Genomic DNA, 658 nt, shown 5'->3' with positions numbered 1-658 from the left:
TCCCATATTGATCTATTTTCTCTTTCAACCCTGCCGCGAGTCCATGATGCTCCGTATACTGATTGTCGTATTCTGAGTATTGCAAGGCAGCAGCACTAAGGAGAGATCGCAACTCATCCAGGTGTGAGACATCGAGGCCCTTGAGCTGCTGATATGCCTGGTTGATCACCTTATTGGCCTCTGCAAGCTTCTCAGTGATGCCTTGATCGTCATCGTTGGCGTTCGTGGCTAGAGCTTTTTCTAGCTCTTCAACGCGTTTCCTTTGCTTCTCAAGCTGCTCCAGCTCTCCTTGGAGTTCCGCTGCATGTCGCGATAATTGCGATGTATCTTGAACTTCCCTGCCTATACGAAGATCGCTTATCGGTGCGATGCGGATGGATTTAGTTAGACCTCCCTGGCTCAACATTCCGTCGCGGGTGATTGCTCTTGAATGAGTCTCGAGTTCTAGTTCAGTATCGACTAAGCGCATGCTTCCGAACTTCTGCCAAACGAAACGACGAGCCGTATCGTCATTGGTCTCAAAAACACCCAATGCGAATTCCTCACCTTTAGCGGAAGTATCGACATTGCGTAGGTGAAATGGCTGAATGATAGCTGCGCCGTTTACCTGGATGCCTTGCTGCTTTGCCTGACGCAACAGCTTGACTGCCTCTCGGGT

1 protein-coding gene is annotated in these 658 nt (G+C 49.8%); it reads right to left on the bottom strand.

What is annotated here, in order from left to right:
• Window positions 1-658 (bottom strand): hypothetical protein (locus ACN0S4_RS13425; protein ID WP_417658133.1); only part of this gene is annotated, 658 nt, incomplete at both ends.

The organism is Pseudidiomarina aestuarii (genome assembly GCF_048263735.1).
Lineage (GTDB): Bacteria > Pseudomonadota > Gammaproteobacteria > Enterobacterales > Alteromonadaceae > Pseudidiomarina > Pseudidiomarina aestuarii_B.
This window is presented reverse-complemented; position numbering and strand designations above follow the sequence as displayed.